Genomic DNA, 26,683 nt, shown 5'->3' on the forward strand with positions numbered 1-26,683 from the left:
TGAGCGGTACATGCGCGTCTTCCTCGATGTCGGAGGGCACTACGGCGAGACACTGGACGTCGCCCTCGACCCCCGGTGGGGCTTCGAGAGGATCTACTCGTTCGAACCAGCGAAACCCTGTCGGCGCATCCTCGAAGGATTTCGCGACTCCCGGGTGCACATCGTGCCCGCCGGTCTGTCCAGCAGGACGGGGCAGGCCACCCTCTTCGGGGCAGGCCTGCTCGGAGCGAGCGTGTATGCCGACAAGAGCGAGCTGGGCGACGGGCACGCGCGGCCGGAGACCATCGACCTGGTGCGGGCCACGGACTGGCTGCTGGCGAACACGTCGGGCGACGACGAGATCTACCTCAAACTCAACTGCGAAGGCAGTGAGTGCGATGTACTCGAGGACCTGCTGGACAGCGGCTCGATCAGCCGGGTGCGGAGCATCTACGTCGACTTCGACATCCGCAAGATCCCCAGTCAGGCCCATCGACACGCGATTGTGGAGGACAGGCTGCGGCACCATCGCCAGAGGTTCATCACTCCCGAGTCCCTGGCGAGTCACGGGGGCGCGGCCGCAGTGCGGAAGTGGCTGAGCCTGGTGAGCCCGCAGTCGTCCTCCACGGCCGCAATGGTGCGCTACCGTCTCGGGCTCCACCGTCCACCCTACATCTGGGCCACTCACGTGGCGCGGTCCGCGCTGCCGCGGCCCGTGTACGCGCTCGCGGCACGCCGTCTCGGCGCGCAGGCCCGGCAGCATGATGGGACGGACCGCGGCTGATCCTGCCGGGCGGTGCAGTCTGCCCGTCCGCCCGACAGCACCGCCCTCACAGCAGCGCGTGGAGCATCGCGGCCACGCGCTCGGGCGAGAACTCGCTCTGTGCCCGGATCCGCAGCCGCAGCCCGAGCTCGCACCGCTCGGCGGGCGAAGCGGCCACCAGGGACCGGAGGTGACCGACCAGCGCGTCGAGATCACCGACCGGCGCGACATAGGGATAGCCGGCACCTACCACGTCCGCCGAACCTCCCGCGTCGGTCGTCACCACCGGTGTGCCCGAGGCCATCGCCTCCAGCAGCACCCGTGGGAAGCCCTCCTCGTAGCTCGGCATGACGACGGCATCTGCCGCCGCGTACAGCCGGGGCAGGTCGCGATTGGGGACCGAGCCCAGCACCTGCATGCTCTGTGTCCTCGCCGGCTCGGCAGCCTCGCGCTCCAGGCGAGCCCGCTCCGGGCCGTCTCCCGCCACCACGAGCCGTACCTGGAGGCCGGAGTCACGGACCTGCACGGACGAGGCCACCGCGTCCAGGAGCGGGGCGAGCAGGCGGACTCCCTTGCGATACGACAGCCGGTGCACGAAGAGCGCGACGAACTCGTCGTCCCGCCAGCCGAGCTGCGTCCGCGCCGCTTTGCGGGCCTCCTCCCCCAGGGGAGCGAAGCGCCCCGCGTCGACGTCGTTGTACAGCAGCCGCATCCGCTGCCTGGGTACGCCCCACAGTCCGGCCATCAGCGGCACCATGGTCTCCGGACCGGTCACCAGGCAGTGCACCAGCCGTGCCGTGATCAGGTTGACGAGCTCGTGGGCCCTCAGCCGCAGGGTCCTGGGCTGTTCCGGCGCCCGTACCCCGGGCAGACCGCTGCGCCACAGCAGGATGCGGTGACGGTACAGCGGGTAGGTCAGGATCAGGACGCTCAAGAAGAGGGTGGAGTAGCGCAGGAAGTAGGTCCGATAGCCGGCGCGGTACAGGCGGTGGACTGTGAGCGCGGTGCCGAGCACCCGGCCGATCCGGCGTCGGCCGGGGACACGCACCAGGAGGCTGACCCCGGCGAGTCGTACCGGAGGGTCGCCGCGCTCCACTGCGGCCGCGACGTCGACGCGCGTTCCCAGAGCCTCCAACAACGCCGGGATGTGGGCGAAGTGTTCGGACTCGTTCTCGGACAGGTGCGGTACGACATAGACCAGCCGTGGGCGTGGGTCCGGCGCGGTGGCGACCGGGTTCCGCATCGCGCGGCCCATCTAGCCCACCCGCCGGCCCGGTTCGCCGGCCCGCGGGGAGACGCCGAGCCGGCGTACCGCCCCGGTGATCTTCCGCGAGTCGAAGAGGAAGGATGGGCACCGACCGTGCCGCTCGCAGAAGTCCAGGAAGGCTTTGCTGGAGTGGACGTCGTCGCTCGCGAAGATTCCACCCTGGGCCATCCTGGGCCAGGCCTGTCCGTACTCGAACAGCTGCGGGAGATACAGATGGTCGCTGTCGTGGAAGAACAGGTCGATGGTTCCCACGCGTTCCAGAGCCCGGCTGAAGCACGCCTCGGGATTTCTCCTGTCGAGGATCTCCAGTCGCCACTGCGGGTGTTCGCCCACCAGCCGACCGGCGGTGTGGTTGATGTCGAAGCTGTACAGCAGCCCTGAGCCGTTGCGCTCCAGTGCGGCGAGGATCAGCCAGGAGGACCGGCCGTCGGCCACGCCGGTCTCCACCACCGAGCGGGGCTTTAGCAGCCGACCGAGCCCGTACAGCACGGCGCTGGTCTCTGCCTCGACGCCGTGCGTGAGGGGATAGAAGAGTTCCGTGTCCGCGTAGCGGGCGGCCAGTCGTTCGGCGACTTCCTGGTACTCGCCGAGCACCTGCTCGATCTCGGCTGCTTCCCAGCCCAGCTCTCCGAGGAAGTCGGCCGCCGATGTGGTGAGCTTCCCGCCCGAGCGGGTGAAGTCCATGACACTTGGCGCCGTGTACCGCTGGATGCCGGTTCCCAGTGTGCGCATGGCCACGTATCCGCTCAACACGGACGCCACGGGCCTCATGCCGGAGTGCTTGACCCAACGACGAACCGTCGATGCTCGGCTCATAGCGTCCTCCTCGGTGTTCCTCGGTACTGTTGCGCCTCATAAAATATCGGCTCATATCGGTCAATGCTGCGCGCAACACGAGAGCGATGCATGTCACTTGGCACCGACGTCCCGGAAGAGCGCGGCCAGTGCGTCGATGTTGGTGTCGAAACCGTAGGTCGCCAGGACGTGGTCGCGTACCGCGGCGAGTCGATTCTCGCTAGGTGGGGACGCCAGGACCTGGCGTACTCCCGTGGCGATCGCGGCGGCATCGGCCTCGACCAGCGACACGGTCTCCCAGCCGGCCGCAGCCGCCGGAATTCCCCCGATCGCGGTGGCGACGACCGGAATGCCTGCAGCCGCGGCTTCCAGCAGAGTCCTGGGCAGCCCTTCGTCTCGGGAGGAGATGACGAAGAGGTCGGCTCGGGAGAGTTCCGAACGCACTTCGTCGACGCCGCGGGTCCCCAGGAACTCGACATGGCGTGACAGGCCGAGCCGCGCGGCCTGGTCGGTGAGGCTGTCGCGCAGCGGTCCGTCGCCCACGACACACAGCCGGATCGCGGGCTCCGTCCGGACGAGTTCGGCCAACGCCGTCAACAGCAGATCGAAGCCCTTCGAGGCCACGAGGCGACCGACCGCGAGAAGCCGAGGGCACGGAGCCCCGATCGGCGCACGGTCACGCTTCAGCGGCTTTTCCCAGATGGGAAGCAGCCGCGGCGGGACCTCGACGCAGGGAAGCCCGCGCTCCTCCAACGAGTCGGCGATGGAACGGGAGACGGCCCGGCGGGCACTGGCACGACGGGCGAAGAAGACTACGGCCAGGCGGAGGACTGCTCTGCGCCGACGACCGAGGGATTCCGGCGGCAGTGAGAGGTAGTCACCGTGAATGTCCATCAACCAGGGGCGCCGCACGATGCGCGCGACGAGCCAGGCAGCAAGCCACCCCCAGGGTTCGCCGCCGTTGACCACGACCGTCTCGCTCCGGCGCAGTGCGGCCCGGGCGACTCGTACCCCGGCGCGTACCGATCCGGCCGCCCAGATCAGTGAGCGCAGGCCAGGGCGCCGCGGTCGCCTGAGGACGTGCAGCGGCTTTCGGCGGCACTCCAGGCGTGGTCCGGCCCAGATGCACTCGGCGCGGCCCAGACGGGCCGCCAGCGCGGCCCAGGTGCGGAAGTCGGCGGAGTCGTTGACGTCCCGCTGGCGAACCCCCGAGATCGTCACGGCGGTGACTTCGGGAGGCTGCGTGGCGGTCATGAGGCACTGAGCCGGTAGCCGGACAGCAGCGCCGGCAACTCGGCGGGGGCGAGCCGCGACCAGGCGTCGAAGGCCGACAGGCACGGTACGAAGGAGTCGCGGCCCTGGGCGTACGGCGGGTGGTCGAAGTCGAAGAACCGGACCGTGATCCCGTGCTCGGCGAAGGCGTCGAGATCCAGGTAGTCGCGCCCTGAAGGCCCCGCGAGGTATTCCTTGGCGCCCACCGCCCGACAGAGACTGACGACCAGTTCGGACTTGCATCCGGTGGCATCGAGCTCGGAAGAACGAACCATCGGCACCTTGACGTCGAACTGAGACAGCAGATAGTCGGCGAGGGCGAGATTGAGGTCGGCCAGCGAGCCGCCGGGCGGCGCCGCGTCGATCACCGACAGCAGGTCGCCGACGCGGTCCGCGGAGCGGGTTGCGGACACCGCCTGGGTCAGGCGTCCGCGGTAGCGCCGCCGCCAGGAAGGCGTCTCGCAAATCCGCACATCACGGATCCGGGTCCCGAACGGCGCGGTCACCGGCACGGTCACCCAGGTGGACTGTCCGTTCACCAGGATCCGGTTACGGTTCTGGAAGTAGTTCTTCCGGTACGGCACCGAATCGAGGACGATCCACAGCTCCGACGCGGCGACCTTGGCCAACAGGCCGAGCCACGGCAGGTGCTCGGGCTGATGGACGGTGACCCTCATACCAGCACGCCTTCCAGCCGGGACACCTCGAACGCCTCGCCGTACCGGGCGCGCATCTCGTAGCCGCGATACCGGGCGCGGGCCTGGACACCTTCGATCCACTGCTCGCCGTACTTGGCGTACTCCGACTTGTGCTGGCGCAGGGCCTGCAGCTTCGTCTCGACGGTGTCGTCGATGCTGATGTAGAGCTGCGGGCGGAAGCCGACGTAGCTGCGTCCCGACGGTGTGATGGGCTCGTACATAACCACGGAGTTGTAGTACCGGCTCGCCGCGATAGTGGCGAGTGCGGTGTTGGCGTGAGACCGGTGGGTGTCAAACGGCCAGTGTGTGAAGACCATCGTCGGGCGGAACTCGTCGACCACTTTGTTGATCGACTCCACGACGGTCGAGTGGTTCTCCACGTCCTTGGCGGGGAACGACAGGACGTCGATCTCCTTGACCCCGAGCGTCGCGGCGGCTTCCCTGCCCTCCGCAACCGCCACGTCGGCAGCACGGAAGTGGCTCCCGTCGTAACTGGTGTAGTCCGAGGGACTCATCACGAGGAAGCGCACGTGTGCCCCCGCCTCGACGAGGCGGGCGGCGGTGCCTCCGGCCGCCAGTTCGATGTCGTCGAGATGAGCACCCACGAACAGGCTGCGCTCGAACATCGGGTTGCTGCAGAACATCACGTCTTCCTCTCAGGCAGCGTGGCGCCGGTCGCCAGGGACAATTTGCCGTCGGGCGTGGTGCCGATGGCGCGAAAACCCGCCCGTGCGTAGAGGGCGAGCGCCGACCGGTTGCCGGGGTCACAGACGAGGGTGACGAAGCCGGGCGTGTGCGCCAGGAAGGCGGCGAGGAGCCGGGATGCGATACCGACACGCCGGTGGCGGGGGTCGGTTGCAACACGGTGGATGTGCGCGCCGCCGGGACGCCGTGACGCGATCAGGAATCCGATCGGTTTCCCGGACACCGTCGCGACGAGACTCAGCTCGCGCTTCCCGGGAAGGGGCCGCGTGAAGTTCTCCGCCTGCCACGGAACGGTGTCGTAGTGTTCACTCGCCTCGTGCGCGTGCCGCTCCAACTCGACAAGAGCATCGAGCAGTTCCCCCACGACATCGCCGAGGCGGTGCAGCTCGTGGACGGGCTGCCGGACATCGGCCGTCGCCTTTGTGCTGTGCATCCAGGGCTCCCAGAATCACGGCGTTGACCCGAGCGTCGCAGGGCGGAGACAGGATGCGGCGTCGGCGAGCCGACCGGGACGAGCCGGTACGCTCCAACGGCGTATGCGGGGCGCCACCTACCGCGTGCCGGACACCGCGTTCTGTGCCGCGTGACCACACTGAGCCCGGTGACTTTGCCGAGGACGAACTTCAGGCCGCTCCGCCGAGGGGAGACGTGGGCCGCGACCTTGTCAGGGCGACGTGCCGTGCTCATGGTCGGCGCCGCGGTCCTGATATTGGTCATCACCGGATTCGCACTGGTCACCGTATTGCTGGGCTTCGAAGTCATGGGATCGCTGTGGCCCGTGGCATCGGCGTTGGTGAGCCTGGCCATCCTCGGAATGCTCCTGCCGCCCGCGCTCGTACTGGTCGGCACCGTGATTCTGGGGCACGGGCTCGGAATCGCCGCCCTGCAGGCCCCTCTGCTGGGCCCGCTGCTCATCAGCGACCTGCTGTTGATGCTCTACCTGCTGCGTGGCCTCGCCCAGCGGCGTGCGGAGGCGAAACGCAGCGGTTGGGTCGCCGTGTGGCTTGCCCTGTTTCTGGCCTGGTCGTTTCTGTCCACGCTCTTCGCGGGGACGCCGGCCACTCCACTGCTGCGCATCACCGTCTACGGCGCGGTGTTCCTCCTCCTGTCGCGCCGGGGGACTGATCGCAGGCTCGTCTACCTGGGCGTCCTGTGCTATGCCCTCGCCAACCTCGTCTGCGGGGTGCTGGACGGTCAGGTGCGGCTCGTCGGGGTGGACATCGGCGACCCGTTCCAGACCGGCGTGCTCCTGCTGGCGGCGCTATGCCCCCTGATCACCTCCGAACTGCGGTTCAGGGGCAGGTGGGTCGTCGGAGCGGTGCTCCTGTGGGGGATCTTCCTGACGCAGACCCGTAGCGTGTGGTTCGCCACCATCGTCGTGCTTGTCGTCTGGATGCAAAGGAGCATTTCCGCGCTCAGGCTCGTCGTCGTTCTCGCGGGTCTCACGCTGGCAGGGTTGACGATGGCCGACCTGGTCACGCGATGGCTGGAACTCAACAGCTTCAGCGCGGTCCTTCGTGAGCAGAGCGTCATCAACGGAATCCGTTCCGGCCTGGAGAAGCCCGTCCTGGGCAGCGGATGGGGCCACGCATCGACCATGGATTTCCGCGTGTCGGGCTGGGACCCGACGCGCCAGGTGCTGCCCTACAACCTCTTCGTCAATGTGTTCGCCACAGTGGGACTGCCCGCGCTGCTGGCACTAGTGCTGTTCCTGGGAGCGCTGCTGCGGCGGCTCGCCCGCCGACGTGACACACCGTTGCTGTTCACCGTTGCCGTGCTCGCCATGTCCCTGACGGAGATGACCCTGTACGCCGGGTCGATGCAGACACTGCTGTTCTTCGTCTACGCGGGGATGGGGCTCGGCCCGAGCCGAGAGATTCCCGTGCGACGTGTACTCCGATGGTGCGGCCGCTCAACCGGCAGGCCGCGTGTCGGTGCCGCCGCTCGCTCCTGGCAGGTCACCATGAGCGCTCGTCGCGGGCACGTCCCGGTGCCCGGCTCAGCGGCTGGCCAGGAACGGGGTGAGGCTGCATGGTGATTGCCCGAGGTCGCACCACGGACGTCGCATCGTCCCGGATCCGGGTGATGAGGGTCATCGCCAGAATGAATGTGGGCGGTCCGGCCCTCCAGGTGTCCACACTGATGCGCGGGCTCGATAGTGAGTTGTTCGACCAACGGCTGTACGCCGGGTTCGTGGGCCCGGAAGAGGCCGATTACGTGGCTCAGCGGGCCCGGGACGTGCAGGTCTACCGGGTGCCCGCCCTGGGCCGGGCCGTGCGGCCGACCGACGACCTGCGTGCGCTGTCCGAACTGGCTGCAGCCATGCACCGGTTCCGGCCGCACATCGTGCACACGCATACCGCCAAGGCGGGAGCGCTCGGACGGGCGGCGGCCGTGCTCGCGCGGGTGCCGGCACGGGTGCACACCTTCCACGGCCACCTCCTGCACGGCTATTTCTCACCGGCGAAGACCCGCCTGGTGATCCAGGCCGAGCGCGCTCTGGCGGCCGTCACCGACCGGCTGGTGGCGGTGGGCTGCGGCGTCCGTGACGACCTGCTGGCCGCCGGCATCGGCCGGCCGGGACAGTACGCCGTGGTGCCGCCCGGCACCACGGCGGCCGCGGCTCCCGGACGCGCGGAGGCACGCAGGCGGCTCGGCGTCCCGGAGGACAGCCTCGTCGTGGCCTACGTCGGGCGCGTGACGAGGATCAAACGGCCCGACCGGTTTCTGGCGGTGGTCCGCGAGGTGCGCCGCGCGGTGCCGACCGCCCGGTTCCTGGTGTGCGGAGACGGAGACCTGCGCGGCGATCTGGAGTCGGCCGTCGATATGCGCGACTCGCTCCATCTGCTGGGCTGGCGCGCCGATGTGGAGACCGTCTACGCCGCCGCGGACCTGGTCCTGCTCACCTCGGACAACGAGGGAATGCCGGTCAGCCTGATCGAGGCCGGACTGGCCGGGGTGCCGACCGTGGCCACGAACGTGGGAAGCGTGTCAGAGGTGGTCCAGGACGGAACGACCGGTCTGCTGGCCCGCCCCGAAGCCAGTGAACTCACCCGCCACACCGTTGCCCTGCTACGTGACGAGGGGCTCCGCCGCCGGATGGGACAGGAGGCTCGCGCCTGGACGGCACAACGATTCGGGGCCGAGCGCCTGGTGCAGGACACCCACGACCTCTACGCCTCCGTCGCCCTCGCGCGCGGCTGGTGGCCCACCCCCCTACCGAAAGGCCCAGACCTTTGAACGTCGTAGTGACTGGAGGCGCCGGTTTCATCGGAGCAAACCTGTGTCGCGAGCTGGCCGCACACCCTTGCGTCGGCGAGGTCGTTGCCCTGGACGACCTGAGCACCGGTACGGCGGCCAACCTGGCCGGCACGCAAGTGAAACTGGTCGAGGGCAGCATCCTCGACCGTGACCTGCTCGATGACGTGGTGTCCGGGGCCGCCTCCGTGGTCCATCTGGCCGCGCGACCGTCCGTGCCCCGGTCCCTGGCGGATCCGTTTGCCAGCCATGAGGTCAACGCGACCGGAACCATGCGTGTGCTGGAAGCGTGCCGCCGAAGGCGCACCCACCTGGTGGTCGGATCATCGTCCTCGGTGTACGGCTCCATCACCGACCTGCCCAAGCACGAGCGTCTTCCAACCCGTCCGCTCAGCCCCTACGCCGCCAGCAAGGTGGCAACCGAATCTTACGTGCTTGCCCACCAGTCGGCCTTCGGCCTTCCGGCCCTCGTCTTCCGCTTCTTCAACGTCTACGGCCCGCTGCAACCCGCCGGACATGCCTACGCCGCAGTGGTTCCGTCCTTCATCGACGCGGCGCTGCGGGGTGAACCGCTGACGGTCTTCGGCGACGGCCACCAGACGCGCGACTTCACCTACGTCGGCACCGTCGCCCGCGTGCTCGCCGACGCCGTCATGCGCCGGGTCACGTGTGACAGCCCGGTCAACCTGGCCTTCGGCACGCGCGTCAGCGTCCTGGAACTCGCACATCGCATCGCCAAGACGCTGGAGCTGGCGATCGAGATCCATCACGAGGCGTCCCGCCGCTGCGACGTGAGGGATTCCCAGGCCGACGATAGCCTGCTCCGCAATCTGTTCGCCGGGCTGTCGGCGGTTCCGCTCGATACGGGACTGGCCGAAACCGTCCGGTGGTTCCGTTCCCTGCCGGTGTATGCGCAGGTGGTCTGACGAGGCGAACGGCCAGAACACCGCCTTGTCACGGCGCCGTCTCGGGTTCCGTCCGGCGCCGGGGGGAACTCGGTGGTCCGTGCCCCGCCTTCTCGGCAGCGGCATGGGCCCCGGGCGCGTCGACCGTCGAGCCCGGTTCCGCCGGGGTATCCGGATCGGTCGGCGACCGCAGGAGGAACCACAGGACGAGGAACCAGCTGGCCATGCTCAGTGACAGCAGCCCCAGCGAGCCCCACGCGAAGGCCGCCGTGCTGCACAACGCACCGGCGCAGAGCTGGATGACGCCGACGAGCATCCCGAGCTGGCAGACACCCTCGACGGTGACGAAGATCAACCGGACCCCCGGAAACCCCAGGGCCGAGGGCAGCACCTTGGCCCAGACCACTGTGCCACGCAACGCGGCCCCCGCCAGCATCACCGCCGCCGCGGTGGAGAGCACCGTGTATTCGGGGCCGTACACCAAGCTGAGAAACAGGCTGAGGAGGGATGCCACGGCCACCAGCGCGACCAGCCCGACACCTCCCGTCAGCGCACTGGACGTGAGGACGTCGCGCATCACGGTCGCACGGCCCCCCTGGGCGGCGGCAGCCCGTGACAGGCGCGGGTGGAGCTGTGCCGCCACCGGATTGACGAAGCTCGCGAGGAGACGGCCCGGGGCGCCGGCGATTTTCAGGTACGTGACCAAGGTGGGGCCGCCGAGCAGCCCGGCCAGCAGAGAGATGCCGCTGTCCGACGCCAGGGAGACCGATCCGGTCGCCGAACTCTTCATCAGGAAGGGCACCAGCCCCGGTGGCGCAGGAACGGGGCCGGCAGAGGGCGGACCACATTTGCGGCACACCTGCCGGCAGGCGAGCACCGTGACCACGACCGTGTAAACCAGGCCAGTGATCACGGTTGCCACCAGGTAGCCGACTGTGCCGATCGTCAGCAACGCGGGCACCGTCACCAGACAGCCGAAGACGGCGAGCGCCAAGCGGATCACTCCGAGTTGCGAGAGCCGGTCAGCGATGGCGAAGCCGGCCGAAGCGCTCCCCGTCGGGGTGGCCGCTCCCGCTGCCAGCACGGCCGGCACGAGCAGCATGAGCCATCCGGCGGAGACCCACCCCAGTGCCGCAGCGGCCAGCGCCGAGGCCACACCAACGACCGTGGCCAGTAGTCCCGCAGCAATGTCCAGCCGGAGCAGCCTGCGATACAGCCGGGTCCCCCGGCCAAAGCCACGCCGTTGTTCCCGTGGGACGAATCGCTGCTGCGCGTCTTCGAAGCGCGGATCCCACAGCAGGAACCAGACCGTTGCCATGGACTGGGCCAGGAGCACTTTTCCCGCCTCGGCGCTGCCCACCTGCCGGACCAGCGTGGCCGTGATGGCGAACGACAGGGCCGACTCGACCTGGCTGGCGGCGGTGAGCGAGCCGAAGGTCCGCAGATGCCGCTGCCAGCGCCGGAACGTTCCCCGGCGCCTGCTGCACGGCTTGTGGGCGGTCGCGGTGGCTTCTGCGTGCGTCACTGCCTTTTCACCTGGTGCGTACGCGGTCAGAGCAGCTCGACACGCTCGCCCCTGCAGCGGTTGCGCGTGTCGAAGACGTATGCTCCGGCCTGTTCTACGAGCGTGTAGTCGAAGGCGTCGTGGTCGGTCGCCACGACGACCACGTCCGCCGCCCGGATCTCCGCCGTCGTGAGTTCCACACGGGTGATGTCCGGGGGAACGAGATACGAGTCGGTGTGCGGTTCCGCCACGACCAGGCGGGCGCCGGTGGTGAGCAGCGATCGGGCGAGGAGGAGGGACGGCGACTCGCGGATGTCGCCGGTGTTCTTCTTGTAGGACAGGCCGAGTTGCAGTACGCGGGAGCCGTTGACCGACTTACCGCGCTTGTTCAGTCCGTGGGTGATCCGCCGGACGACATAGTCAGGCATGTGATCGTTGATCTCATTGGCCAGGGTGACAAACCGGACGTCCTGCCTCAGTAGTCTCTTGACCTGCCACGACAGGTAGGAGGGGTCCACCGGCAGACAGTGCCCGCCCACACCCGGCCCAGGCATGAACGGCATGAAACCGAACGGCTTGGTGCTCGCGGCTTCGACGGCTTCCCAGATGTCGGCCCCCAACTGCCGCGAGACCATGGCCATCTCGTTGACCAGCGCGATGTTGACGTGCCGGAACGTGTTCTCCAGCAGTTTGGTCAACTCGGCGGTGCGGCACGAGCGCACGGACACGGTGCGCTCCACGACACGGCCGTAGAAACGCTCGATGCTGTCCAGTGACGCGGGGTCGATCCCCGAGACGACTTTCGGAGTGTTCTCCAGGTGCCAGTCGGGGTTTCCGGGGTCGATGCGCTCGGGGCTGTAGCCGAGGTGGAAATCCGTGCCCGCCTGCAGCCCGCTGCCCGCTTCCAGCAGCGGGCCCAGCAGGGACTCGGTCGTCCCGGGATACGTGGTGGACTCCAGGATCACGGTGGCGCCGGGGGTGAGGTGAGGGGCGATGCTCCGGCCCGCGCACTTCACATGACTCAGATCGGGTGCGCCCTCGCGTAGTGGGGTCGGCACGGTGATGACACAGAAGTCCAGACCGGCAACCTCGTTGTAGTCGGTGGTGGCGCGGAAACGTCCGCTGTCCGTCGCCGCCAGGAGGGTCGCGTCGTCGACGCCTTCGATGTAGGAGTCGCAGGCGCCCAGACGCTTGACACGCAACTCGTCGGTGTCCACGCCGATGACGCAGTAGCCCGCTTCGACCGCCCGCACGGCCAGAGGCAGCCCTACGTATCCCAGGCCAACGATGACCAGCTTGCGCCCGTCCACACGGTTGCTTGGAGGCACCTCATCACTCCGCTTTCCTAGGAAATCGGCATTACGTCCGGCCCATTGATACACGTGCGTTCACTGCGATCGGCACCTACGGGAAGTGTCTGACCCGTATCACCCCAATTCCGTAACGCACAAGCGGCGTCGAAGGGCGTAACCAGCGCGTGGCGATGTTTCAATTGCTGCTGTTGTCGCATAAGTGAACGTTGGCTCGGTGACGCGGCCGAGCTCTGTCAGGGGGACCAAGACCCACCACCCAGACCTGGAGTGACGGCGCATGGATCATAGTTCGAAGTACCTGGTCACTGGCGGGGCTGGCTTCATCGGCTCCCACCTCGTGGACGCACTGCTGGCCGAGGGACACGGCGTGGTCGTCCTCGACGACCTCACCACCGGTCGGCAGAGCAACCTCACGCGAGCAGAGGCGAATCCGCTTTTCCGTTTCGTTCGCGGCACCGTGCTGGACGCGCCACTCGTGGACCATTTGGTGCAGGAGGCCGATGCGGTCATCCATTTGGCCGCCGCAGTAGGGGTCAAACTCATCATCGAGCAACCGCTGACGTCCTTCATCATCAATACGAAAGGCACCGAAACGGTCATCGATTCCGCGCAACGTCATGACCGCAGGATCCTGATCGCCAGCACATCGGAAATCTACGGAAAGAATTCCTCCGGGAAGCTCAGCGAGACCTCCGATCGAATCCTGGGCAGCCCTTCAGTGGCCCGCTGGTCGTACAGCACGGCCAAGGCGGTGGACGAGATCATGGCCTGTCTCTACCACCGGGAGCGAGGGCTCAGGTCGACCGTGGTCCGGTTCTTCAACACCGTGGGCCCCCGCCAGAGTCCGGCGTACGGAATGGTCATCCCGCGCTTCGCCCTGCAAGCGGTGCGCGGGGAACCCCTCACGGTCCATGCGACCGGCGAGCAAAGACGCTGCTTTTTGCATGTCGCCGACGCTGTCGCGGCGCTGCTGCTCCTGCTGGAACATCCGGGAGCGGAAGGAGAGATCTTCAACATCGGTTCGGATGACGAGATCAGCATCCGCTCTCTCGCCGACCGGATCATCGCGCAGGCCGGAAGTGTCTCACCCGTGCAGCATCTGTCGTACGCCGAGGCCTATGGGCCGGACTTCGTGGACATGGAACGCCGAGTCCCGGACACCACCAAGCTCCGCGCCCTGACGGGCTGGCAGCCTCGGCACACGCTCGCTGACGTGCTCGCTGACGTGCTCGCGGATGCCAGGAAGCAAGGGTGCGCCAAGACGCCCGCGCCGGCGGCCTCGGCACAGCGGCTCCCCGCGGCCTACGGACCCGTCTCCGGATCCGCGCTGTCGGGGCCGTGTCCAGCGTGAGCACGGTGGTCTGGACAGTGGCAGCAGGCGGTGCGGCCCTGCTGCTGGCGCTTGTACTGACCGGGCCGTTGAGGCGCTTGGCTTTGCGCCATGGGATCACCGACCGGCCAAACGCCCGCAAGGCGCACACCCGGCCGACGCCCTATCTGGGCGGTGTCGCGGTCACGCTCGCCACCCTGGGCACGGCTACGGCCGTCGCGCTCGCTCGCGGTGTCTTCGACCCGGTTCTCGTAGTCCTGCTCGGCGGCGCGGCGATCGTCTGCCTCCTCGGACTCATCGACGATCTGTGCCAGCTCGGCCCGGGGATCCGGCTGTGCGTCGAAGCGTCAGCTGCCGCGATGGTGGTCTGGGTAGGGGGCCATCCGACAGTCTTCGGCGGCGCGTTCGACGCCGTCCTCACCGTCCTGTGGATCGTCTTCATGACGAACGCGTTCAACCTGCTGGACAACATGGACGGCGCTGTTTCCTCGCTGTGCGCCGTCATCGGCGGATTCGTCTGCCTGGCCGCCACAGTGGGCGGTAAGGGCGGCCTGGGCGCGGTGACGGCGGCTCTGGCCGGGGCCTGTCTCGGCTTTCTCTTTCACAACAGGCACCCGGCGCGGATCTTTCTCGGCGACGCGGGCTCGCTCTTTCTTGGCTTCACGCTGGCCTCTGCGGCGACGGTGCTCCATCGAGACTCTGACGGCCTGCCCGGACCCGTTGTCCTCCTGCTGGCCACCTTGATCCCGACGGTGGACACCGCACTGGTGATGACGTCCCGCTACCGGGAGTCGAAGCCGCTGCTGCAGGGCGGCACGGACCATATCGCCCATCGGCTGGGTCGTATGGGGATGACGGTCCAGCAGGTCGTATGGGCCCTCACCTTCTTCGCGGCGCTGAGCTGCCTGTCCGGTGGCCTCGTGGCGTACGGGGTGGTCGCGCCGGGGGTCGCGCTCGTGGCAGCCGTCGTGGTCGGCATCGCAGCTGTGCACCTGCTGCTCAAAGTCCCGTCCGCGGCAGTCCTTTCACGGCAGGCCGGCGTCCGGGTCGGGGCTCCGGAACGCAGGAGCACCCGAGGGGCCCTGTCCTTGAGCCGCGGCAAAGCGTCCGGCCGCAGTTCCCGGCAGAACCGTCCCATGGAGCTTCCGCACAGCCGCGAAGCCAGCAAGCCCAGCTCGCTGTCCCCGGCGGCCGACGGCCCGGCAGCACCGAATTGAAGCCGGGGACGAGGTGTTGAGCACTCGTCGCGGTGATGGTCCTGGCCTGTTCGGCCAGCATGGGAGGACAGCTTGACGAGCACGACACATATCTGTGAAGTGATCAAGAGTCTGGACGTGGGCGGCGCCGAGGTGCTCCTGGTGGACCGCCTGCGTCAGGCACCGCGGACCGGCCGTGAGTACACCGTGGTCTTCCTGCAGGCAGCGACGGAGGATCTGGTCGACGCGCTCCGGGCCTACGGGGTGACGGTCATCGACCTGCGGTCTTCCCCACGGTGGCTGCGTCATGTCAGGCTGGTCCGAGTGGTGCGGCAGTTGGCTCCCGATGTGGTCAATGTCCACTCGCCGTCGCTCGCGGCGGTGCTGCGGCCCGCCCTGCATCTGAGGCGCTCGCGGCCGGCACTGATCTCGACGGTGCACTGTGTACGGTGCCACCCGCTGACGAGACTGCTTGATCGGCCCACCCGCCGCCTGGACGACCTGACAGTGGCTGTCTCACCGCAGGTGGCCGTTTCCCACACGGTGCGGGGCGCCCGTCTGATCCGAACCCGCATCCACGGCGTGGATGTCGCCGCCCAGCGCGGCTGGGCCCGGCGAGCTGACCAGGTGCGGGCCGAGTTCGGCATCCCTGGTGACGCCTTCATCCTGGCCTTCGTCGCCAACTTCCGCGCCGTGAAGAACCACCCGATGCTGCTCGATGCGGCCGAAGTGGTGCTCCGTCGGCGTCCTGACGCACTGTTCGTCCTCGCCGGGGACGGTCCGCTGCGGGAACAGGTGCTCGCGGACATCGACCGACGTGGGCTCGGGGACCGGGTGCGCTGCCTGGGGCGGGTGCGACAGGCCGGCAGGCTGGTGGCGGCGTCCGACGTCCTGGTTCTGGCTTCCCGCTACGAAGCGCTGCCCGTGGTGGTCATGGAGGCCCTCGCGTCCGGTGTGCCCGTGGTGGCCACGGCGGTCGGAGGGATCCCCGACGTGGTCCGCGACGGTGACAACGGCCTCCTCGTCCAGCCCGGCTCTCCGCGACGGCTGGCCGAAGCCATCCTGCGCGCCATGCGTCCCGATGTGCACGCGGCACTCGCCGCCGGAGCGCTGGCCGACCCGTCATCAGTGGATGTGGCCGCCACCGCCGCATGGTTCGACGACGTCTACGCCGCCTTGGCGGACGGGGCTCGCAAAAGCCACGGAACGGCAGCCGGCGAAGGGGCGCAGGTCAGCTGAGCCCATTGCAGTCGTCCGCGGACGCCGCCGCGGTGTCCCACGTCGTCAGTCACCGCACGCCGGGTAGGGCTCCACATGGGCCCGCAGCGGTGTGACCAGCGGCTGTCGCCACAGCACCGGGGTGCGGTCGCTGACGGGCTCCAGCAGGTCGAGCGTGAGGGTTCGGGTGCCCTGTGCGGGCAGTTCGACGGCCAGCGAGTAGACCGGGTGACGTCGTTCCACGGCACTTTCCAGCATGGTGGGCCGGCCGTCGAGAGACGCATCGGTGAGTCGTGCGCCCACGCTGGCGTAGTAGGAGACCAGTAGCCGGTTGTCTCCCGGCCGGGTGTGGTACATGGGCTTGTCGCCCCGCTGGGTGACATAGGCGGGAAGTCCTGACGTCGGAGCCCCGTTCGTGAGAGTGACCCGCGCGGTGACGAGCCAGCCCTGGGGCGTGCAGCGGCCCGGAGTCCAGGTCAGCTCTCGTTCGAGGTAGTAGTCGAGCTTCCCGCCCGCGGCGTTGTTGACGACGAGTCCGGCAAAGGGACCCGGCTCTTCGGGGAACGTGCCGCTCCAGGGCCGGGTGGCCACCAGACGTTGCTCGTCCTCCCGCGCGCTCCACATCTTCAGCCGTCCTTCGGCCGCGTCGTCGTATGCGGCCTTGAGCAGCCCGGGGAGCCGTCGCGGGTCGTGGAGGGAGTCCATCAGCGTGCCGGCCGCCGTTCGTGCCACGTCGAGGAGGAAGGCCTTGCGCTGCGCGTTGTCGGGGTAGCGTGCGTAGCCGGTGCGCTCCGCGAGATCCACCACATTGTCGGCGGTGAGTTCCGTGCCGTCGGCCAGTCGCCCCGCACCAATCACCCTCAGCAGGCGTGACAGAACGGTGGGATCCAGTGCTACGACCCCGTCCACGCGCTGGCCGCTGCGTTCGCGCCAGGTGGCCGCCCAGATACGGGCCGCGTGGGGGAAGTGCGGGCTGAGATTGGAGTTGGCCCAGTACCGGGTGGGCTCGGCATGGCCGTAACGGGTGTCGAACTCGGTTCCCAGATCGACCTCGGGGTCGGCACCCGTCACCGCGTCATCGTTGCCGAAGGTCTCGAAACTCAGTTGTCCCCGGTTGGCGGTCAGCACGGCGAAGGCCCCCGGCATGCCGCCGGTGCCACGGGCTTCCGCCGTGTTCTGGAAGACGACGAAGTACCGCCGTGGACTGTGCTGTCCCAACGCCGGCGGCAGTACACGGGCGGCCACCGCGGCATCCGCCGTGGCGGGCACGATCCGTTCGAGCAGTCGGCCGAGTTGCCTGCGCGCGTGGTCGACTGCGGGCGGCCAGTTGGTGCGGGGCAGTGCGTCGGCCTCCAGGCGGATCTCGGCGGCGGTCCTCGCCGCCCGCTCCAGAGCCGGAGCCTGGCCGCCCAATGCGGTGAGCAGGGCTGCGACGCCTCCTTGGCGGGAGTCACCTGCCAGTCGGGGAGCGATGTGCACGATCGGCGGAAGTACGTCGTGAGTCAACCGGTCGGCGGCCGCAGTGGTGCCGCGGATGGTTTCCGCGGTCCGGCCGACGAACGGGGCCTGAGCAATGAGGTACCAGGCCGGCCCGCTGGTGAGGCGATGAGCTCGGGCGGTATGGACTGCAGCGGAACGCATCGCCTCCTCCGGGTTCGTGGTCCGTGCCGCCGGGCCGGCGTTCCCCGTGGTACCCATGGCCGAGTGCCCAAGCGTCTGCAGCGACCGCTGAGCAGCCAGGAGCTCCGCCCGGGCGAGCAGAGCCGTGGCCACGATCCAACTCGCCCCGGCAAGGCACAAGAGGGCGGCGGCCGACAGGATGTACCGGGCACGAGGCCTCCTGAAACGCTTGCGGCACTTTCGCGGATCCGTGGAGGAGTCGCTGGTCAGTGGTTCTTCAGCCGTGGGGTTGACGTCGCCGTCCCTTTCCATGCTCCGATTACATATCGCTCAGGCCCGGTTTGCGGCACCAGCACGTGAAAATCACCGGATGAGCCGATAGAACCAGTGGTGAGTCAGTTCGCCGTGTTCGTGTGGACGTACTCCACAAGCCGCGTCAGCGCGTCGGGGTCGGTGGACGGCATGGGCCGAGGTTGAAGACGTGGTACCCGAGGCCCGCCGCCGTGTCCAGAGCCTCGCGGGTCTTGGCCTCGACGGCCTCCTGCGAGGCCAAGAGGGCCGTCGGGTCGAGGTTGCCCTGGAGCGCCTTGCCGGGGCCGACGTGGCGGGCGGCCTCGTCGGTCGAGCGGGACACGCCAGTCGACGCCGACGACGTCCGCGCCCGCCTCACCCATGAGGCCGACCAACTCGCCGGTGCCGACGCCGAAGTGGATGTGTGGGGACGCCGTACGGCGCGACGGCGTCGAGACCTTGCGGGAGGCGGGCAGCAGCGAGCGCCGGCAATCGTGCTGGAGCGGTCGGCATGCCCCCCTCTCCGAACGCACGGTAGCGGTCCGGCCACCGCTGGGCCGGGATCACGGAAATCTGAAACCGTTCCGCAGCCCGTCGCAGGGCAGCCCTCGTCCACGACGCAACGGGCCAAGCGCAGGCGTCCGGTCTCGACCAGCGGTGCGCTACGGTGCGGCATGAGAGCCTTTCTGGCCGCCAGTGCAGATGTAGCAATACACCGAGCCAGAAGGCCCTCATCCATTTCAAGATCCCTCAGCCGAGAGCTCCGTCACCCAGGGTCCCTTGCAAGATTGAGCTTCGTTCGGTTCGCCGGAGTGGCATGGAAACAGGCGGAGTGTCCCTGTTCGGGCAGAGGGCCGCAGTACAGGCACGGTCTCGGTGATCATGTGAGTGTCGAAGTCCCATGAACACTTGGCGAGTCCGTGCCTGCTCCTGCATCTTCCCTCATGCCCGCCGGCCTGGGCCAACTGCTCCGGGCCTCGCCCCGGCCCCGCTGGCGGACGCGGTCCGTCTGTCCGGATTCCTGGGCCTGGTGCCTGATCCGCGAGGCGTCCGCGGCCGTCGCTATCCGCTGTCCGCGCTGGTGGCCGCCGCAGCAGCGAGCGTGCTGGCCGGTGCCCGGTCGCTGACCGCGATCACCGAGTGGATATCCGACGCTCCCGTGTGGGCCTGCCGGTCCCTCGGCTTCCCGATCGACCCGCTGACCGGCACCGTGTCCGTCCCGCACCCCCACACCCTGCGCCGTCTCCTGGTCCAGCTCGACGGTGATGCCCTGGACCGGGCGGTGGGCGCCTTCCTCACCGCCCGCGCCGCGCCGGACAGCTCCGGGCTGCGGGCCATCGCGGTCGACGGAAAAGTGTTGCGCGGCTCGCGCACCGCCACCGCCCCGGCCGTCGCCCTGCTCGCCGCGATGGACCACACCGGAAGCGTCCTTGCCCAACGGCAGGTCGCCGACAAGAGCAACGAGATCCCCGCCTTCGCCCCGCTGCTGGACAGCATCGACCTCACCGGCACCGTCATCACCGCCGACGCCCTGCACACCCAGCACGCCCACGGCACCTACCTCCGAGGCCGCGGCGCCCACTACATCGCGCAGGTCAAGGCCAACCACCCCGGTCTGTTCGACACGGTCCGCCGTCTGCCCTGGCGCGATATCGTTCTCGACCACTACGACCGCGCCCGGGCCCACCACCGCCGCGAGATCCGGCGCCTGAAGACCGCTGCCTTCGCTCACCTCGACTACCCCGACGCTCAGCAGGCCATCCAAGTCGTGCGCTGGAGGCAGGACTTCACCGTCGGCAAGCTCACCATCGAACGCGTCTACCTGATCACCCGCCTGCCGTCCGGCGCCGCGACCGGTGCCCAGTTCGCCGCCTGGATCCGCGGCCACTGGAAGATCGAAAATCTTCTCCACCACGTCCGGGACCGCACCTTCCGCGAAGACGACTCCAAGATCCGCACCGGCCGTCTTCCCCGGGTCATGGCCGGACTGCGCAACCTCGCCATCGGCGTCCATCGCCAGGACGGCCACACCAACATCGCCGCCGCCCTCCGCCGGGCCGCCCGCGACTACCGCCGCCCCCTGGCCGCCCTCGGTCTCACCGGATGAACCCGGACAGAACCCGATCATGCAAAGGACCCTGGCCGCTCAGCGGCCTGCTGCCGGACCGTCCGAAGCAGCGGGATCACTGCTCGCCCCCGCAGCGGAGAGACGCGGCGAGCCCGAAACTGTGGCTCTCGACGAGCGGGGCGACGCCGGACTCGCAGCACCGATGGACAGGCTCGACCTGGGCTACGGTGTCTTCCCGCCGCTTGACGATGCCGTCCTGAACCGCGCCAGCCTGGCTGACGTCGTGGACACGGCTTCCTTCTGGCCTGGCGTCAGCGACTCCTTCCAGCCGCTGGTCGGTCTCAACACGATACTCAGGGAGTTCACCGAGCAGGCGAACCTCGGTCTGGCACCGGCCCTCGCCAGTATCGAGCTGCTGGTTCCCCAGGTTCCCAACATCGGAGAGATGGTCGGCCAGTCGCTGCTGGAGGGGCTGGGGACCCGCAATGCCGCGCTGTCGGCGCTGGCTGGCGTGCAGCCCCAGGTGCTCTCGCTGTCGGAGACCGTGAACTCGGTACTGCAGTCCTCCGCCGTGAACACGTTGGGGCTGGATGGGCTCAACTCGGTCAGGGCGGTCTTGTCCGTGGTCGAACCGCAGATCAACAGCATGGCGAGCGTGGTGGGATCGGCCGCCCGTCTGTCGTCGATGGCTGAAGCCTTCCAGCCGCTGGTCGGGCTCGGTGAACTCGTTCGTCAGTCGCACGTCGGCCTGGCCCCGGTGTTCGAAGGCCTCCCGGCTCTGATTGCGCCGCTGTCCAGCGTGGCGAAGGTGGCCGGGACGCTGGCATCGAACAGCTTCGCTATCCAGGTGGCACTGCCGCAGTTGGTGCAGGATGTCCTCCGCGCCCTCCCGCCGATGGCGGACCTCATCGGCGGCCATGTGGCCGACCTCTTTGCCGGAGTCCGGTCTGCCTGAGGTTCCCCCGAGATGCGGGGAGAGGTGACAGCAGGTCAGATGGGGCTCACGAGAGGAGCTCTGACGATGCCTGCCCCGAGGAAGTACCCGCTGGAGTTGCGTGAGCGTGCGGTGCGGATGTACCGCGCTTCCGAGCCGAAGCCCGTAATCCGCCGCATGGCCGAGGAACTCGGCGTGCACCACGAGGCACTGCGTAACTGGATTCGCCAGGCCGAGGCCGATGCCGGCGAGCGAGGCGACATGCTCACCACCGCCGAGCGTGAGGAGCTTGCCGCCCTTCGCAAGGAGAATGCCCAGCTCAAGCGTGCGAATGAAGTCCTGCGGACGGCCTCCGCTTTTTTCGCGGCCCAGCTCGACCCGACCCGGCCCAGGTGACAGCGCTCGTTGACGAGCACCCGCACCTGGGGGTCGAGCCCGTACTCCGGGAACTGAACATCCCCTCTTCTACCTACTACCGGTGGCGCCAGGCCGAGACCGAGCCGTGCGAACGGCGCCGCCGGGACGCCGAGCTGACGGGCAGGATCCGGCAGGTCCACGACGAGTCCGGCGGGATCTACGGCTCACCCCGCGTGCACGCCGTCCTCAAGCGTGAAGGCGTCCATGTCGGCCGCAAGCGCGTCGAGCGGCTCATGCGCCAGGCCGGCCTCGCCGGGATCAGCCCCCGCCGGGACAAGGGCTTCACTCGCCGTGCCCCGGACACCGATCTGGCTCCTGACCTGGTGCAACGCGACTTCACCGCGAACGGGCCGAACCGGCTGTGGGTCACCGACCTGACCATGATCCCCACCGGGGAGGGACCGCTGTGGCTGTCCGCGATCCGTGACGCGTTCTCCCGCCGGGTCGTGGCCTGGGAGACCTCTGCCCGCGCGGACGCTGACCTGGTCCTCACCTCGCTGGAGTATGCCCTGACCAGCCGCGAAGTCGCCCCCGGCGAGCTCGTTCACCACGCCGACCACGGCTGCAATACACGTCCGTGAAGCTCACAACGCGCCTGGTCAGGGCCGGTATCCAGGCGTCCATGGGCTCGGTCGGCGACTCGTTCGACAATGCCCTGGCGGAGAACCTGTGGATGGTCATCAAGACCGAGTGCATCCGCGGCCGCGTCTTCGCCACCAGGGCCAAAGCGAACCTCGCGCTCTTCGAGTACATCGACGGCTTCTACAACCCCCGCCGCATCCAGAAACGGCTCGGCTACCTCAGCCCGATCGAGTACGAGGAGAAGCACTACGCCGACCAGGCAGCGACCGAACAAGTGAACCTGAAACCACGTCAACCCGCTCTGACCAGCTAGAGATCTTTAACGGTGCGGGTTACATCGGGTCGTGACGGCTGTCGTGGGCCGCGCTATGCCGGGAGAATGAGGTATCCCGATGGCGGTGGATTGACGGCCGAGGAACGGGCTCGGCGTGAGCAAGTCCGGCTCGCGGCTGCTGACTTGATCGAGGCTGGGGCCAGTGACCGGGAGGTGGCCCGGCGGTTTAGGGTGACCCGGATGTCGGCGAACCGCTGGCGGCGGGCGTTGGCTTCGGGCGGTCGGCAGGCGCTGGCCTCCAAGGGACCTGGCGGCGCCCGCTGCAAGCTCGGTGCGGGTCAACTTCGCGTGCTGGAGGCGGTGTTGGATGCCGGCCCGGCCGCCTCCGGCTGGAGTGACCAGTGCTGGACTCTGGCGAGGATCGCCGAGATCGTGCGCCGCCGGTTCGGCGTCGAGTACACCCTGGCCGGGCTGGACCTGCTGCTGCACCGCATCGGCTGGAGCGTGCAGGTCCCCTCCCGCAAGGCCACCGAGCGGGACGAGGCGAAGATCGCCGCCTGGAAGGACGAGCAGTGGCCCGTCATAAAAAGAGGGCGGCGGACTTGGGCGCCTGGCTCTGCTTCGAGGACGAAGCCGGCCAGGGCCTGAGGCCGCCCAAGGGCCGCACCTGGGGCCGCCGGGGCCACACCCCGGTGGTGCGGGTCACCGCCGCGGGCACCAAACGCGTCTCGATGGCGGCGCTGATCTGCACCAAAGCCGGCCACCGGCCACGGCTGATCTACCGCATCCACCTCGACCGCGGCCCTGCCAAGGGCCGACGCAAGGGCTTCACCGAGACCGACTACGCCCGCCTGCTGGATGCCGCGCATCAGCAGCTCGGCGGCCCCATCGTGCTGGTCTGGGACAACCTGAACACGCACGTCAGCCGCACCATGCAGGAGCTGATCGCCGCCCGGTTATGGCTGACCGTCTACCAACTGCCTCCGTACGCTCCCGAGCTCAACCCCGTCGAGGGCGTGTGGTCGCACCTGAAGCGGTCACTGGCCAACCTCACCAAACACAGCCTCGACCAACTCACCGCGTTGGTGAAGACGCGACTGAAACGGATGCAGTACCGCCCTCGCCTCATGGAGGGGCTCATCGCCAAGACCGGGCTCGACTTCCAACCGCCGTAACCTCAACCGTTAACCTCGCGCTTTCATGAAGCGAGCTGTCCGGCAGGCGGTCAGGAAAGCAGAAAGTGCCTCTGACCAGCAAGAATGAGGATTGTCGAGGTCCTTGTTCCTGCCACCGCCGGAGGCACTTCCCAGGTGAAGCACTCTATCGGGTCCTACCCCCGCGTCCGCGTCCAGGGCGACGGCCGCCAGGTCGTCTCCCAGGCCGGGGCGGTCCTGCTCGTCGAAACGGTCCGCAAGACCGGTCTTGACCAGGCCATATCCCAGGTTCTGGCGCCGTGGCGCAAACCGCGGGCCGTCCACGATCCCGGCAAGGCCCTCCTGGACGTCGCCCTGGCGGTCGCGCTGGGCGGGGACTGCCTCGCGGACGTCGCGATGCTGCGGTGCGAGCCGGCCGTCTTCGGCCCGGTCGCCTCCGACCCGACCATCTCCCGCCTGATCGACACCCTCGCCGCCTCCGGCGAGAAAGCCCTGCAGGCCATCCGGTCGGCGCGGTCCGAAGTCCGCCAGCGTGCCTGGTCGTTGGCCGGCCAGAGCGCCCCGAACGCAGACGGCCAGGTCGTCATCGATCTCGACGGAGTCCTCGTGATCGCGCATTCCGACAAGGAGGACGCGGCCGCGACCTGGAAGAAAACCTACGGCCATCACCCGCTGACGGCTTTCGTCGACCACGGACCGGGCGGAACCGGTGAGCCCGTCGCCGCCCTCCTCAGGCCGGGAAACGCGGGCTCCAACACGGCAGCCGACCACATCACCACCGCCCAACTCGCCTTGGCCCAACTGCCGAAGCACTACCGGCGAGGGCGGCAGACCCTGATCCGCACCGACTCCGCAGGCGGCACCCACGACTTCGTGTCCTGGCTCACCCGGCGAGGACGATGGCTGTCCTACTCAGTCGGCATGGTGATCACCCAAGCGATCCACGAACACGTGCTGAAGATCCCCGCCTCAGCCTGGACCCCGGCCGTCGAGACCAACGGTGAGGCCCGTGACGGGGCATGGGTCGCCGAGCTCACCGGCAAACTCCTGGACGGCTGGCCCAAGGGCATGCGACTGATCATCCGCAAAGAACGGCCCCATGCTGGCGCCCAGTTGAGGATCACGGACGCGGACGGCATGCGGATCACGTGCTTCGCGACCAACACCACCCACCGGCCGATCGCCGCCCTCGAGCTCCGTCACCGGCTGCGGGCCCGGGCCGAGGACCGGATCCGGGCCGCCCGGGCCACCGGCCTGCGCAACCTGCCCCTGCGCACAACAGCCCAGAACAAGGTCTGGCTTGAGATCGTCCAGATCGCCCTCGACCTGCTGGCCTGGATGCCGATGCTCGCGCTGACCGGCAAGGCACGGCTCTGGGAACCCCGCCGCCTGCGATTCCGCCTGTTCTCCGCGGCCGCTCAGCTCGTCACCACCGGCCGACGCAGGATTCTCCGCCTCACCCAGCACTGGCCCTGGACCGGCGAGATCACCATCGCCCTCGAACGGCTCGCGCTCCTGCCCAGCCCCGGCTGACCAGCAATCTCCACCGTCCCGACGACAGCACCACCCGATCCCGGGCAGTGGAACCCGGCGCCCACCCGACGCGACAACCGGGCCGCCGGCCTGCCCACCACCAGCTCCGGAAAGCGAAAGGGCCCACCGACTCCGTCGGCGGACCCTCACGAAAGATCGAGGCTAAAGATCTCTAGGGCGTGTTTCGAAAGTAGCGTCGTCCGCCCGGAGGGCGAGGCCCGCGGCGTCTGGTGCGGTGCATCGCAAGGCGGAGGGTCGCCCGCGTACTGGGCGTACGCGGGCGACCCCGACAACGCAGCGAGGCGCCGTGCCAGGCGTCGCGGGCCAGACGGGACTTTCGAAACACGCCCTAGTGTCTCGTGACCCTGATTGTGTTACTTCGAGTTGTTATTGACGAGTTTCTTCACGCTGGTCTGGACGAGGCGGACCTTGGCGAGGATCTCGTCGGCGGTGGCGGTCCAGGTGAAGGGTTTCGCGTTCTCGTTCCAGGAGTTGATGTAGTCGCGGATCTGTTTGACCAGGACGTGGACGCTGGAGAACGTGCCACGGCGGATGGACTGCCGGGTGATGATCCCGAACCAGATCTCGATCTGGTTCAACCACGAGGCCCCGACGGGAGTGAAATGGAAGTGGACGTGCGGGTTTTCCGCCAGCCACGCCTTCACGTCCGGGGTGGTGTGCGTGGAGAGGTTGTCCAGGACGACATGGATCTCCATCCCCGCGTGCGGCTTGACGGCCTTCTTCAAAAACGCCAAAAAGTTCGCGCCGTTCCGGCTCGGCTTGCACTCGCCCAGCACTTCTCCGGTCGCGACGTTCAGCGCGGCGAACAGGTTCGTGGTGCCGTGCCGGACGTAGTCATGGGTGCGCTTCTCGGTGGCCGCGAAGGCCACCGGCAGCACCGGCTGGGTCCGGTCCAGCGCCTGCACCTGCGTCTTCTCGTCGACCGACAGCACTACGGCGCCACCGGGCGGGGCCAGGTACAGCCCGACGATGTCGGCGACCTTCTCCGCGAACGCCGGGTCTTTCGAGATCTTGAAGGTGCCCGAACGGTGCGGTTTCAGATTCTCCTCACGCCAGATGCGGGCAACGTAGTGCCAGGACACCGAGATACCTTCGCGCCGCTTCAAGTGGTCGGCCAGCGATCGCGTCGACCAGTGCGAGAGCCCGGAATCCACCGGCGGGGACATCCTCGTCAAGGCGATCACCCGGGCCCGCACCCGAGGCGGCACCTGAGTTCGCGGCCCGCCCCGGCGTTTGTCCTCCAGCCCGGCAACACCACGCTCGGCATAGCTGGACTTGCACCGGTCCACCGTCAGCGGTGCCACACCGGCGAGCTCGGCGATGTCCTTTCGCCGCCGCCCTTCGGCCGACCACAACACGATCCGTGCGCGGAGCGCCACGACAGCCGGCACATCCCGCGACCCCGCCAACTCCCGCAGCTCAGCTATCTGTTCAGAGGAGAGATCCATACCAGACTCAACGATCACAGGCGCCTCAGGTTCCATGAACAGGGTCACGAGACACTAGCCTCCCCGTTTCACTTCGGATGGCTGGGCTGCGCTGATGGCGGTGGACCGGTGGTGTCGGTTGCTGGTCGCTCGGCGGGC

General features: G+C 68.5%; 25 protein-coding genes and 2 pseudogenes. 15 read left to right on the top strand and 12 right to left on the bottom strand.

Annotated features, from left to right (window positions below; genetic code table 11):
- The first annotated feature begins 10 nt into the window (after positions 1–10).
- Positions 11–763: an FkbM family methyltransferase gene (locus tag HJD23_RS36745; RefSeq protein WP_171114536.1), complete on the top strand. Its 753-nt coding sequence runs from the start codon at positions 11–13 to the stop codon at positions 761–763.
- Between the two features lie 46 nt (positions 764–809).
- Here the strand turns inward: HJD23_RS36745 and HJD23_RS36750 are convergent, their stop codons facing one another.
- The 6 genes from HJD23_RS36750 to HJD23_RS36775 form a co-directional block, all read right to left on the bottom strand.
- The gene (locus tag HJD23_RS36750; protein WP_171114537.1) at positions 810–1,997 is read right to left on the bottom strand and encodes a glycosyltransferase family 4 protein; all 1,188 of its coding nucleotides are present in this window, start codon (positions 1,995–1,997) and stop codon (positions 810–812) included.
- Complete coding sequence (locus HJD23_RS36755; protein ID WP_171114538.1) at positions 1,998–2,741, bottom strand: class I SAM-dependent methyltransferase; 744 nt, start codon at positions 2,739–2,741, stop codon at positions 1,998–2,000.
- 177 nt (positions 2,742–2,918) lie between these two features.
- Positions 2,919–4,058: a glycosyltransferase gene (locus HJD23_RS36760; RefSeq protein ID WP_171114539.1), complete on the bottom strand. Its 1,140-nt coding sequence runs from the start codon at positions 4,056–4,058 to the stop codon at positions 2,919–2,921.
- Positions 4,055–4,753, bottom strand: a complete 699-nt coding sequence (locus HJD23_RS36765; RefSeq protein WP_171114540.1) for a WbqC family protein — start codon at positions 4,751–4,753, stop codon at positions 4,055–4,057. Before HJD23_RS36765 ends, HJD23_RS36760 begins: the two co-directional genes overlap by 4 nt.
- On the bottom strand, positions 4,750–5,418 hold the full coding sequence (locus tag HJD23_RS36770) for a PIG-L deacetylase family protein (RefSeq protein WP_197973160.1): 669 nt from the start codon (positions 5,416–5,418) through the stop codon (positions 4,750–4,752). Before HJD23_RS36770 ends, HJD23_RS36765 begins: the two co-directional genes overlap by 4 nt.
- Complete coding sequence (locus tag HJD23_RS36775) at positions 5,418–5,912, bottom strand: GNAT family N-acetyltransferase (protein ID WP_171114541.1); 495 nt, start codon at positions 5,910–5,912, stop codon at positions 5,418–5,420. The genes HJD23_RS36770 and HJD23_RS36775 overlap by 1 nt, the downstream gene beginning before the upstream one ends.
- Before the next feature lie 252 nt (positions 5,913–6,164).
- Between HJD23_RS36775 and HJD23_RS36780 the strand changes: the two genes are divergently transcribed.
- The 3 genes from HJD23_RS36780 (at position 6,165) to HJD23_RS36790 (ending at position 9,663) form a co-directional block, all read left to right on the top strand.
- On the top strand, positions 6,165–7,517 hold the full coding sequence (locus HJD23_RS36780; RefSeq protein WP_332111837.1) for an O-antigen ligase family protein: 1,353 nt from the start codon (positions 6,165–6,167) through the stop codon (positions 7,515–7,517).
- 65 nt (positions 7,518–7,582) lie between these two features.
- Positions 7,583–8,719 carry a glycosyltransferase gene (locus HJD23_RS36785; protein WP_269475823.1) on the top strand — a complete coding sequence of 379 codons (1,137 nt, stop codon included), beginning with the start codon at positions 7,583–7,585 and terminating at the stop codon, positions 8,717–8,719.
- Entirely contained in the window at positions 8,716–9,663 is a 948-nt protein-coding gene (locus tag HJD23_RS36790) for an NAD-dependent epimerase/dehydratase family protein (RefSeq protein ID WP_171114544.1), read from the top strand. The genes HJD23_RS36785 and HJD23_RS36790 overlap by 4 nt, the downstream gene beginning before the upstream one ends.
- Positions 9,664–9,691: 28 nt before the next feature.
- On the opposite strand, the gene HJD23_RS36795 is transcribed toward HJD23_RS36790, so the two are convergent.
- Positions 9,692–11,167 carry a hypothetical protein gene (locus HJD23_RS36795; RefSeq protein ID WP_171114545.1) on the bottom strand — a complete coding sequence of 492 codons (1,476 nt, stop codon included), beginning with the start codon at positions 11,165–11,167 and terminating at the stop codon, positions 9,692–9,694.
- Positions 11,168–11,193: 26 nt separating this feature from the next.
- Positions 11,194–12,474: a nucleotide sugar dehydrogenase gene (locus HJD23_RS36800; RefSeq protein ID WP_206352707.1), complete on the bottom strand. Its 1,281-nt coding sequence runs from the start codon at positions 12,472–12,474 to the stop codon at positions 11,194–11,196.
- 262 nt (positions 12,475–12,736) lie between these two features.
- On the opposite strand from HJD23_RS36800, the gene HJD23_RS36805 reads away from it, so the two are divergent.
- From HJD23_RS36805 to HJD23_RS36815, 3 genes are all read left to right on the top strand, one after another.
- Positions 12,737–13,810, top strand: a complete 1,074-nt coding sequence (locus HJD23_RS36805) for an NAD-dependent epimerase/dehydratase family protein (protein WP_171114546.1) — start codon at positions 12,737–12,739, stop codon at positions 13,808–13,810.
- Positions 13,807–15,006, top strand: a complete 1,200-nt coding sequence (locus HJD23_RS36810) for an MraY family glycosyltransferase (protein ID WP_171114547.1) — start codon at positions 13,807–13,809, stop codon at positions 15,004–15,006. The genes HJD23_RS36805 and HJD23_RS36810 overlap by 4 nt, the downstream gene beginning before the upstream one ends.
- 72 nt (positions 15,007–15,078) lie before the next feature.
- Positions 15,079–16,224, top strand: coding sequence for a glycosyltransferase (locus HJD23_RS36815; RefSeq protein ID WP_171114548.1), 1,146 nt, complete (start codon positions 15,079–15,081; stop codon positions 16,222–16,224).
- 45 nt (positions 16,225–16,269) lie between these two features.
- On the opposite strand, the gene HJD23_RS36820 is transcribed toward HJD23_RS36815, so the two are convergent.
- The 3 genes and pseudogenes from HJD23_RS36820 to HJD23_RS36830 all read right to left on the bottom strand — a co-directional run.
- The gene (locus tag HJD23_RS36820; protein ID WP_171114549.1) at positions 16,270–17,844 is read right to left on the bottom strand and encodes a DUF4012 domain-containing protein; all 1,575 of its coding nucleotides are present in this window, start codon (positions 17,842–17,844) and stop codon (positions 16,270–16,272) included.
- A gap of 374 nt (positions 17,845–18,218) precedes the next feature.
- Positions 18,219–18,608 (bottom strand): annotated as a pseudogene (locus HJD23_RS36825) (uroporphyrinogen decarboxylase family protein); the annotation flags it as partial.
- 16 nt (positions 18,609–18,624) lie between these two features.
- Positions 18,625–18,790 (bottom strand): annotated as a pseudogene (locus HJD23_RS36830) (leucine zipper domain-containing protein); the annotation flags it as partial.
- 354 nt (positions 18,791–19,144) lie between these two features.
- Here HJD23_RS36830 and HJD23_RS36835 point away from each other — a divergent pair.
- The 8 genes from HJD23_RS36835 to HJD23_RS36870 all read left to right on the top strand — a co-directional run bounded on the left by HJD23_RS36835 (position 19,145) and on the right by HJD23_RS36870 (position 25,076).
- The gene (locus tag HJD23_RS36835; protein ID WP_240980891.1) at positions 19,145–20,221 is read left to right on the top strand and encodes an ISAs1 family transposase; all 1,077 of its coding nucleotides are present in this window, start codon (positions 19,145–19,147) and stop codon (positions 20,219–20,221) included.
- Between the two features lie 121 nt (positions 20,222–20,342).
- A complete protein-coding gene (locus HJD23_RS36840) occupies positions 20,343–21,137 on the top strand; it encodes a hypothetical protein (protein ID WP_206326286.1) in 795 nt (264 codons plus the stop codon).
- Between the two features lie 66 nt (positions 21,138–21,203).
- Positions 21,204–21,512 (top strand): transposase, encoded by a 309-nt coding sequence (locus HJD23_RS36845; protein ID WP_171072378.1) that lies wholly within the window; start codon positions 21,204–21,206, stop codon positions 21,510–21,512.
- Entirely contained in the window at positions 21,509–22,114 is a 606-nt protein-coding gene (locus tag HJD23_RS36850) for an IS3 family transposase (RefSeq protein ID WP_171114550.1), read from the top strand. Before HJD23_RS36845 ends, HJD23_RS36850 begins: the two co-directional genes overlap by 4 nt.
- A complete protein-coding gene (locus tag HJD23_RS36855) occupies positions 22,111–22,428 on the top strand; it encodes an IS3 family transposase (protein ID WP_171114551.1) in 318 nt (105 codons plus the stop codon). Before HJD23_RS36850 ends, HJD23_RS36855 begins: the two co-directional genes overlap by 4 nt.
- Before the next feature lie 66 nt (positions 22,429–22,494).
- On the top strand, positions 22,495–23,037 hold the full coding sequence (locus tag HJD23_RS36860) for a winged helix-turn-helix domain-containing protein (RefSeq protein ID WP_171134111.1): 543 nt from the start codon (positions 22,495–22,497) through the stop codon (positions 23,035–23,037).
- Positions 23,034–23,564: a transposase gene (locus HJD23_RS36865; protein ID WP_346770348.1), complete on the top strand. Its 531-nt coding sequence runs from the start codon at positions 23,034–23,036 to the stop codon at positions 23,562–23,564. The genes HJD23_RS36860 and HJD23_RS36865 overlap by 4 nt, the downstream gene beginning before the upstream one ends.
- 135 nt (positions 23,565–23,699) lie before the next feature.
- Positions 23,700–25,076 (top strand): IS1380 family transposase, encoded by a 1,377-nt coding sequence (locus HJD23_RS36870; RefSeq protein ID WP_171117373.1) that lies wholly within the window; start codon positions 23,700–23,702, stop codon positions 25,074–25,076.
- Between the two features lie 374 nt (positions 25,077–25,450).
- Here HJD23_RS36870 and HJD23_RS36875 read toward each other — a convergent pair whose 3' ends face one another.
- A complete protein-coding gene (locus tag HJD23_RS36875; RefSeq protein ID WP_197973192.1) occupies positions 25,451–26,593 on the bottom strand; it encodes an IS630 family transposase in 1,143 nt (380 codons plus the stop codon).
- Positions 26,594–26,683 lie beyond the last annotated feature (90 nt).

Source organism: Streptomyces sp. Z423-1 (assembly GCF_013009255.1).
Taxonomy (GTDB): Bacteria; Actinomycetota; Actinomycetes; order Streptomycetales; family Streptomycetaceae; genus Streptomyces; species Streptomyces gossypiisoli.

Bases quoted from the DNA above. Each gene is read 5' to 3' on its own strand.
- HJD23_RS36745 (WP_171114536.1), top strand. From the start codon at position 11: ATGCGCGTCTTCCTCGATGTCGGAGGGCACTACGGCGAGACACTGGAC.
- HJD23_RS36750 (WP_171114537.1), bottom strand. From the start codon at position 1,997: ATGGGCCGCGCGATGCGGAACCCGGTCGCCACCGCGCCGGACCCACGC.
- HJD23_RS36755 (WP_171114538.1), bottom strand. From the start codon at position 2,741: ATGCGCACACTGGGAACCGGCATCCAGCGGTACACGGCGCCAAGTGTC.
- HJD23_RS36760 (WP_171114539.1), bottom strand. From the start codon at position 4,058: ATGACCGCCACGCAGCCTCCCGAAGTCACCGCCGTGACGATCTCGGGG.
- HJD23_RS36765 (WP_171114540.1), bottom strand. From the start codon at position 4,753: ATGAGGGTCACCGTCCATCAGCCCGAGCACCTGCCGTGGCTCGGCCTG.
- HJD23_RS36770 (WP_197973160.1), bottom strand. From the start codon at position 5,418: ATGTTCTGCAGCAACCCGATGTTCGAGCGCAGCCTGTTCGTGGGTGCT.
- HJD23_RS36775 (WP_171114541.1), bottom strand. From the start codon at position 5,912: ATGCACAGCACAAAGGCGACGGCCGATGTCCGGCAGCCCGTCCACGAG.
- HJD23_RS36780 (WP_332111837.1), top strand. From the start codon at position 6,165: ATGGTCGGCGCCGCGGTCCTGATATTGGTCATCACCGGATTCGCACTG.
- HJD23_RS36785 (WP_269475823.1), top strand. From the start codon at position 7,583: ATGAATGTGGGCGGTCCGGCCCTCCAGGTGTCCACACTGATGCGCGGG.
- HJD23_RS36805 (WP_171114546.1), top strand. From the start codon at position 12,737: ATGGATCATAGTTCGAAGTACCTGGTCACTGGCGGGGCTGGCTTCATC.
- HJD23_RS36820 (WP_171114549.1), bottom strand. From the start codon at position 17,844: ATGCGTTCCGCTGCAGTCCATACCGCCCGAGCTCATCGCCTCACCAGC.
- HJD23_RS36845 (WP_171072378.1), top strand. From the start codon at position 21,204: ATGCCTGCCCCGAGGAAGTACCCGCTGGAGTTGCGTGAGCGTGCGGTG.
- HJD23_RS36860 (WP_171134111.1), top strand. From the start codon at position 22,495: ATGAGGTATCCCGATGGCGGTGGATTGACGGCCGAGGAACGGGCTCGG.